The following is a 7,492-nucleotide window of genomic DNA, read 5'->3' on the forward strand; positions in this document are numbered from 1 at the left end:
CCTCCACCGATAACGGTTGCTCTCTTATACTTTTTCGACGTATCAATCATCGTTTCACAGTCTTTAATGTTACGGAAGGCGATAACTCCTTCTTTGTCTGCTCCAGGCAATGGAAGCATAAATGGATTTGATCCTGTTGCAAAAATTAACTTATCGTACGAACGCTCTACTCCATTCTGACTCACAACCACTTGCTTTTTAGTATCTACATGAATCACCGGATCGCCCGTTACGAGTTCAATTTGATTTTCTGCATACCAGCTATACTCATTTAAAACGATATCATCAACGGTCGTATCTCCTTGTAGGACAGAAGATAATAAAATGCGGTTATAGTTTGGATGTGGTTCTTCCCCAAAAACGGTAATATCAAAGCGGTCGCTATCGTTCTTTAAAATTTCCTCTATCGTCCGAATTCCGGCCATCCCATTTCCAATTAGCACTAGTTTCTCTCTCATTTACTTCATCTCCCTTTTCATATTTCTATCTATTTATTGAAGCCACTGACTTACGAACAAGAACTGCTTTTTCCATTTTTTCTTCCTTCACACGATGCGGGCTGATGATCCAATATAAGCATCCAACGAAAAAGGTTCCACCTACGATGTTTCCAAGGGTCACCGGCACAATATTGCCGAAATAACCAGCTAACGTCACCGTGTCTGGACTCGGGTGAATAAGTGCCAAACCTAAGATCGCCATATTAGCAATGCTATGCTCATAGCCTGAAACGATAAACGTAAGTAAGATCCATAGAATCATCATAATTTTCGCTGCATCATTTTTCGTTCGTAAGGTACACCAGATTGCTAGACACACAAGCCAGTTACATAAAATTCCTCGAAAGAATAACTCAGACGTACTTAAACTCATTTTATTAGAAGCTACTGTCATTAAAAAATGATCACTAGAAATGCTAGAGAATACACCAGAGAAAAAGATTAAAATACAAAATAATGTAGCTCCCATGAAATTGCCTAGGTAACACCAAACCCAGTTCGTAATCATCTCTTTTCGGGTTGTGACTCCAGACAACGTACTAACGGTAAATATCATATTATTACCCGTAAAGAGTTCAGCTCCAGCGAACGTAATTAATACTAAGGCAACTCCAAACGATAAACCTACTAATAATGACGCTAACGGGGTTGATAATTCAGAGAACATCCCCCCAACTGAAAAGCTTAATACAACCGCTAATCCGATATAGGCTCCTGCTAAACAGGCCGAAATTAAATACCTTACTATACTCTCATTTAAAAGTTTCTTTTTTGCTAGGGCCATCCCATTCAACGTTTCTAATGTGTCTTTATACATGCTGTTCCTCTCCTATCCTATCCTATCCTTGCTTTTCCTTGTTTTTTTTAGGATGGCAATCAAAAAACCACCTCAAAAAACAATTCACTTTTATCTAAAGAGATATATTAAATACACGTTTAATCCTATACTATCAAAAATGGAAATTGTTGATCTTTGTCATATTTCCTCACAAACTTTTCAGAAAATTAACTATAGATATCCCGGTAGTTACTAATAGAATCTTTATTAGGCACATTTTTATTGTTATAAAGTTTGACAGGATAGGAATGGAACTTCTTGAGGGGGAAATGGGGTGGTTATATAAATAGAAAATGAAGGAAGTGAATAGGATTTGACATCCTGAAATTGGCGATGGTTAACTACTAAATTTCTTTTTTCTCAACTAATCTCAAATTATATCTACTAAATCCAATTTTCATCAGCTAACTAAAAGAATTCTAAGAAAAAGCATCAAAAGAGAACGAGCTTAATTCAGCTCGTTCTCTTTACGTACTTATTCGTCCCTCCTGAAAAAATTCGATCCATTCTCCGTCTGGCCCGTGAAAGAAGAAATATTTAGAGCCGTTCGGTAAGGTTGTAATTTCATCATCGATGAGTTTCACATCAAGAGCTTTTATTCTTTTTACTTCCCCTTCAATGTCATCAACCGTGATGGCAAAATGGTGGACTTTCCCTTCAATAGGTAACTGATCATTATAGCCTTGAATTAATTCAAGTTCTGTTTCTCCACTCTTTTTAAAACCGAGGAAAGCCAGCTTCATATGCTCATCGGAATGGACCATCGTGTTTTTTAACTTCATACCGACAATGTCTTCATAAAACTTTATTGACGTTTCTAGATCTCTAACCATAACCCCAACATGTTCAATTCTTTTTTTAGCCATATTTATTCGCCTCTTTCTTACAATGACTGACTTTCAATTGTCCTAAATACTACGTTTACTAGTAGTGAAAAGGACCCTTTGCTATCATACCTCCAGAACTAATACGTTCGCAACTAATCACAAAGTTAATGGGACGAACAGCAGCTAACATGAATTGCCACTAGCAATGCAAGTGAAATTACTGAAAGTACTGCAGGATAAAAAAATGACTCGAGTTGGCGGACGTAACGAACGACACGTTAACTTTCGTTTAATTAGGAGCATAGAACAAAATTTTATAGAAAAGAAAGGGTTAAAAGAAACTTTAGAAGAGGTCGAAAGAAAACTACTCTTAAAAGCCTACAACGAGTGCCAAACCACCTATGAGATGGCTAAGTATTTAGGAATTAGTCAACCAACTGTTATATATAAATTAAAGAAATATAAAGATGATTTTAAAAACCTCTAAATAAAGAGGCAAGGCGTGTGGCCCTGCCTCTACCAAGATCACGTAATTACATCCTTTTTGATGAATTCTTCATAAACAACACCATCTCTTATTGTTGTTTCACTATAAATAAAATGAGGTGCTTTAGTAACTTCCATTAAAGTTAGGATTGTTTGTACACCAGGAATGATAATGTCTTTCCTTTTATTAGAAAGTCCATCTATTTTTGTGCGTTTGTTCATTGGCAATGATATTAGCTCTTCAAAAATCCTTTTTATTTCATCGTACTTCAATATTGAAATAGTTTTTTTGGGGGATATCCGAGCCAAACTCCTTGCACTACCTCCTATCCCAATAACCGGACAATTAGCACCCTCTAACCACGAAAGACTTTGATATTGAGTTAACAAATAAGATCTCAGGCGAGCCACTTGTTTGTCGTTTACTTGCTCTGCCTTTGTGAATTTATTATTGAGAGTAACAGAACCAAAAGGGAAGCTATGGTAGTGAACCATTTTCTGATCTTGAAACATAGTAATCTCTGTACTCCCGCCACCAGTATCTATTGTTATTCCTTCGTAAATATCCATGGAATGGACAACTCCAATGTATCCATAATGTGCTTCCTCATACTCACTTAACACTCTAAATGAGAAATCTGTTCGATTTTCAATTTCCTTTAAAATTTCTTGTTGATTGCACGATAACCTAATTACTGCTGTTGCAAACCCAATTACACAACTAATTCCATAGGATCGAGTAATTTTCTGAAATCCTAATAATGTATCTATTATTAGGTTTATTCCTTCTCTCGTTACTTTCTTTTGGATATTTATATAGTTAATCAATCGCACGGTAACTTTAGCCTTTTCAACCTCTTTATAATTACCTTTATTATCAAGTTTGTACAGTACTAAACGGATCGAGTTAGACCCGAGGTCAATAAGAGCAACAAGATTATTTTTCATTTTTACACTCTTTTCTTCGTTTAGATACTTTTATAATAAAGTACAAAGGTAAATCTGATATTAAGGCAAAATGAAAAAACTGAAAATAAATTCTATTAATATGTTAAGTATTGTTTATATGACAAATATATAACTTTAGAAACTAGGAATCTTAATGAATCGTTAATGTTCGTGTACAAATCCTTTTCAAAAGAGCAGCTTCATGACTAATAGCTAGTACACCGATATTCCGTTGTTTCACAATATCTAGAACAGCATGCCAAATTTGAGATTGTGTGATCGCATCAAGCATTGTCGTCATTTCATCAGCGATCAGAAAACGTGTATTTGACCTTAGTGCTCGCGCCACACAAAAACGTTGTAGCTCACCACCTGATAACTCGTTTGGCCAACGACTGAGCCATTCTTGTTTAATTCCTAGTACTTCTAGTAGCTCACGATCTATTTCTCCACCTTCATGAAGAGTCTTCTCCATCCGCCACTTCGGATTAACGGCTTTTTCAGGATGCTGATACACGAGTTGCACTGGTTGATATCCCCTTTTTGGTAACGGTGTTTCATTCAACAAAATCGTTCCTTCCTGAGGTTTTTCATATCCCGAAAGCACTCGTCCAAATGTTGTTTTTCCACAACCGCTAGGCCCGATGAGACCTACAATTTCACCCGCATCAATAGTGAAGTTTAGATCACGAAAGATCCATCTGTTTTTTTTATAGTAAAAGCCGATCTTTCTCGCTTCAAGTTGCATGGATACACCTCACCATTCCACCTCGAACCGTTTTCGCTGCAGGTACTTTGCTAGTACAATCTCCTGTCGCAGACACGCAACGTGGTTCAAACAAACACCCTTTCGGTAAATCATTAGCGTCTGGCTGAGAACCAGGAATCGGTAAAAATTCATTTTGCGGGAGAGCTCTCCATAACGCCTTTGTATAAGGATGACGCAACAATTCACCCCTCCCATGAAAATCTTCTACTGGTGCGACCTCCACGGTTGTTCCTGCATAAAAAACAGCGATTTTATCTGCAACCGTTAATGCTGAACCAATATCGTGAGTAATGAGCATGACCGAACTTCCGTTATCAGCTAATTCTCTAAAAGACGAAAGTGCCTCTTTTACCACCGCCGAATCAAGACCTGGAGTCGGTTCATCTGCAATTATGACTTTCGCTTCACCGACGACTGCAGTGGATACTAATACACGACGTGTCACCCCCCCAGATAACTGAAACGGATAGAGCTTTTCAACATGTTGACCTAAATGATACTTTTCAAAAACAGTTCGTTGAGCTCCTAGGGCATCTTGTTTCTTTACAGACGACCGTACTTGTTCTCCAGCTTTCATGAGTGGATCTAAGAAATTCACCGATTGTGGAACAAGAGCAATCTCACAACCTTGCAAATGAGCTAGTCTTTCCTGAGTCAGCTCATCCCCATCATATTTTATCGTCCCACTTACATTTGCATTATTAGGTAAAATACCAAGAATGGCATGTCCTAATAAACTTTTCCCCGATCCACTTGATCCGACAACAGCAACAATTTCACCTTTATTCATTGACATCGTCAAGTTATGGATAACTTTTAAATCGTGTTGCCTAAACCCTTTTTTATATTGGGTAAAGGAAACAGACAAGTTATCAATTTCAAGAAGAGGCATCTTTTTTCCCCACCCTTATTCTGATTTATTTATGAGCTCGTTGAGGATCCATCATCGTTTGTAACTGCTCACCAATCATATCAAACGCTCGTACAATGACTAACAAACAAAGTCCAGGAAAAAAGGCGAGCCACCACATTCCCGTTGATAAATATCGCATCGACTCAGACAAAATGATTCCAATCGCTGGTTGGTGTGGAGACAAACCCAACCCTAAAAAAGTGACTGCTGCCTCATGCAAGATCGCATGAGGAAACAATAGAAATAGGCCAATTAATAACTGTGGTACAAGATGAGGCAAAAGATGCTTTCTCGCTATATACCATCGTGACTTCCCTAACCGTTTAGAAACTTGTACATATTCAGCTGAGCGTAACTGCATCACTTCAGCTCGAATGACTCGAGTCAAACTAGGCCAATGGGTAAGGGCAAGTCCAATGATCACACCTTTTGCTCCCCCACCCATTGCAAAAGCTATTAAAATAAGAATAACAATATGAGGGACACTTAAAAATAAATCTACTAACCATGAGATCATACCATCTACGACTTTTCCCATTGTAGAAGCCAACATTCCTAATAGCAGGGCAATCGTCACACTTACAATTGCTGCAGTTAGTCCAACAGATATACTTAACGTTAGTCCTTTAAGAGTACGAGTAAGCATATCTCGTCCAAGCCAATCTGTCCCAAATGGATGTGCCAGCGTAGGTCCTAAATTTCGATAGTCTAAATTTGTCGCAATTCGGTCATTATTAAGAAACAAGCCACCAAGCACAACACTAAGCAACAAGAGACAGAGCATTACTAGAAAAATGACACTTTTTTGTCGTTGATTTAACAGAAAGGGGCGTCTTGGAACATGCTTTGTCTTTGATATCACTCTCATAGCAATCTCCTCTCTTTGACCCGTGGATCAACGACACGGTAAATCAAATCAGCAATCAGATTTCCTGCAAATACAAATAATGCACTAATGATAACTAATCCTAATAATAGTGGGACATCCCCCCGAAGCCCTGCTTCAACTGTTGCTTGACCTAATCCAGGATAGGAGAATACTTGCTCAGCTAATACAGCACCGCCAAATAACTCACCAAAGGCTGCAAACTGCAGTGTAATAGCAGGTAAAGCAATGTTCCGAATACCATGTCTCCATAGTATTGTGAAGCCTTTTTCTCCCCTTGCTCTAGCAAACAATATATAATCACTCGAAAGCACGTCTATTAACTTTTGTCTTGTGTGTAACGCCACATTCGCAACACCAATAATACTTAATGTTAAAGCTGGCAAAATAAGATGTTTGATCCGATCGGCAACCGTTACATGTTCTGCGAGCACCCCTGCAGGCACACCCATTCCAATTGGGAACCACCGTAACCAAACGGCAAAAATAAGCAGTAGCAACAGCCCCATCCAAAAAGTAGGAGTAGAAGCTAATGTATAACAATACCACTTAATTAGTCTATCAAGCCATGAATCTTTTTTCATAGCAGCAACAATCCCCATCACAAATCCAATTACACCTGATAGTACCCAAGAGGTCATCATCAGCACTAATGAATTGTAAAACTTCTCATGAATCACCTCTGCTACTGGGCGTCGATAAATCATCGATGTTCCTAAATCACCTTGAAAATCAGATGCACCCCAATAAAGAAATTGCTGTGTCGGACTTTTATCAAGTCCCCAAGTCTCGGCAATTTGCTCGCGTTGTTCTGGGCCAACTCGCATCATATCTGCACCAATATAGGCTTGTATTGGGTCCATCGGTGAATAACTAATAAGCATAAAAGAAAACAAACATACAGCAAACAAAAGAGAAGCGAGTCTGATACTTTTTTTTACGAAGAATGAAACGATGAACGAAATGTTATTTTTCACTCTGTCCATTTCCACTCAACTATATTATCTGTAATAGGCCAACCGTGAGCATGCGGCTGAATCTTCTGCTCTCCTATATCAAGCTTTTCTGATACTAAATACAGATGATCGATATTCACAAGCCACGCCCACGCGGCATCGCCTTTTGCACTAAACCCTTGTTGACCGTCCCATTGAGCTTTTTGCCAGTAATCAATTGCCTCTTCCTCACTCTTCGCTGCTAATGCCTGTTCAAAGTATTTATCCACTTTTGGATTTGAATAATAACCTGCTCAACTTTCGCACACTGAAATAGGCAGGTAGACCTTGATGTAGTTAGGTAAGCCTGCAATCCATTGTTGTAGTTGA

At 38.5% G+C, this 7,492-nt stretch carries 8 protein-coding genes and 2 pseudogenes; 1 reads left to right on the plus strand and 9 read right to left on the minus strand.

The genetic code is table 11. The features are described 5' to 3' along the window. From SLH51_RS24055 to SLH51_RS24065, 3 genes are all read right to left on the minus strand, one after another. Positions 1–458 (minus strand): NAD(P)/FAD-dependent oxidoreductase (locus SLH51_RS24055; protein ID WP_335964120.1); only part of this gene is annotated, 458 nt, incomplete at its 3' end. A gap of 25 nt (positions 459–483) precedes the next feature. After that, a complete protein-coding gene (locus SLH51_RS24060) occupies positions 484–1,317 on the minus strand; it encodes a formate/nitrite transporter family protein (protein WP_335964121.1) in 834 nt (277 codons plus the stop codon). Between the two features lie 488 nt (positions 1,318–1,805). Then, positions 1,806–2,204, minus strand: a complete 399-nt coding sequence (locus SLH51_RS24065; RefSeq protein WP_335964122.1) for a VOC family protein — start codon at positions 2,202–2,204, stop codon at positions 1,806–1,808. A 151-nt stretch (positions 2,205–2,355) separates the two neighbouring features. Here SLH51_RS24065 and SLH51_RS24070 point away from each other — a divergent pair. Next, positions 2,356–2,652 (plus strand): annotated as a pseudogene (locus SLH51_RS24070) (sigma 54-interacting transcriptional regulator); the annotation flags it as partial. A 38-nt stretch (positions 2,653–2,690) separates the two neighbouring features. Here the strand turns inward: SLH51_RS24070 and SLH51_RS24075 are convergent. From SLH51_RS24075 to SLH51_RS24100, 6 genes and pseudogenes are all read right to left on the minus strand, one after another. Continuing rightward, the gene (locus SLH51_RS24075) at positions 2,691–3,599 is read right to left on the minus strand and encodes a Ppx/GppA phosphatase family protein (protein ID WP_335964123.1); all 909 of its coding nucleotides are present in this window, start codon (positions 3,597–3,599) and stop codon (positions 2,691–2,693) included. A gap of 151 nt (positions 3,600–3,750) precedes the next feature. Then, the gene (locus SLH51_RS24080) at positions 3,751–4,347 is read right to left on the minus strand and encodes an ABC transporter ATP-binding protein (RefSeq protein ID WP_335964124.1); all 597 of its coding nucleotides are present in this window, start codon (positions 4,345–4,347) and stop codon (positions 3,751–3,753) included. Next, the gene (locus tag SLH51_RS24085) at positions 4,337–5,260 is read right to left on the minus strand and encodes an ABC transporter ATP-binding protein (protein ID WP_335964125.1); all 924 of its coding nucleotides are present in this window, start codon (positions 5,258–5,260) and stop codon (positions 4,337–4,339) included. The genes SLH51_RS24080 and SLH51_RS24085 overlap by 11 nt, the downstream gene beginning before the upstream one ends. Before the next feature lie 25 nt (positions 5,261–5,285). Further along, the gene (locus tag SLH51_RS24090) at positions 5,286–6,149 is read right to left on the minus strand and encodes an ABC transporter permease (protein WP_335964127.1); all 864 of its coding nucleotides are present in this window, start codon (positions 6,147–6,149) and stop codon (positions 5,286–5,288) included. Next, positions 6,146–7,153 (minus strand): ABC transporter permease, encoded by a 1,008-nt coding sequence (locus SLH51_RS24095; protein WP_390183978.1) that lies wholly within the window; start codon positions 7,151–7,153, stop codon positions 6,146–6,148. Before SLH51_RS24095 ends, SLH51_RS24090 begins: the two co-directional genes overlap by 4 nt. Further along, positions 7,141–7,413: pseudogene (locus SLH51_RS24100) on the minus strand (ABC transporter substrate-binding protein); the annotation flags it as partial. The pseudogene SLH51_RS24100 and the gene SLH51_RS24095, both read right to left, overlap by 13 nt. Positions 7,414–7,492: the final 79 nt, after the last annotated feature.

Origin of the sequence: Halalkalibacter kiskunsagensis, from assembly GCF_037027555.1 — a bacterium.
Classification (GTDB): Bacteria; Bacillota; Bacilli; order Bacillales; family Bacillaceae_D; genus Halalkalibacter; species Halalkalibacter kiskunsagensis.

Bases quoted from the DNA above. Each gene is read 5' to 3' on its own strand.
- SLH51_RS24060 (WP_335964121.1), bottom strand. From the start codon at position 1,317: ATGTATAAAGACACATTAGAAACGTTGAATGGGATGGCCCTAGCAAAA.
- SLH51_RS24065 (WP_335964122.1), bottom strand. From the start codon at position 2,204: ATGGCTAAAAAAAGAATTGAACATGTTGGGGTTATGGTTAGAGATCTA.
- SLH51_RS24075 (WP_335964123.1), bottom strand. From the start codon at position 3,599: ATGAAAAATAATCTTGTTGCTCTTATTGACCTCGGGTCTAACTCGATC.
- SLH51_RS24080 (WP_335964124.1), bottom strand. From the start codon at position 4,347: ATGCAACTTGAAGCGAGAAAGATCGGCTTTTACTATAAAAAAAACAGA.
- SLH51_RS24085 (WP_335964125.1), bottom strand. From the start codon at position 5,260: ATGCCTCTTCTTGAAATTGATAACTTGTCTGTTTCCTTTACCCAATAT.
- SLH51_RS24090 (WP_335964127.1), bottom strand. From the start codon at position 6,149: ATGAGAGTGATATCAAAGACAAAGCATGTTCCAAGACGCCCCTTTCTG.
- SLH51_RS24095 (WP_390183978.1), bottom strand. From the start codon at position 7,153: ATGGACAGAGTGAAAAATAACATTTCGTTCATCGTTTCATTCTTCGTA.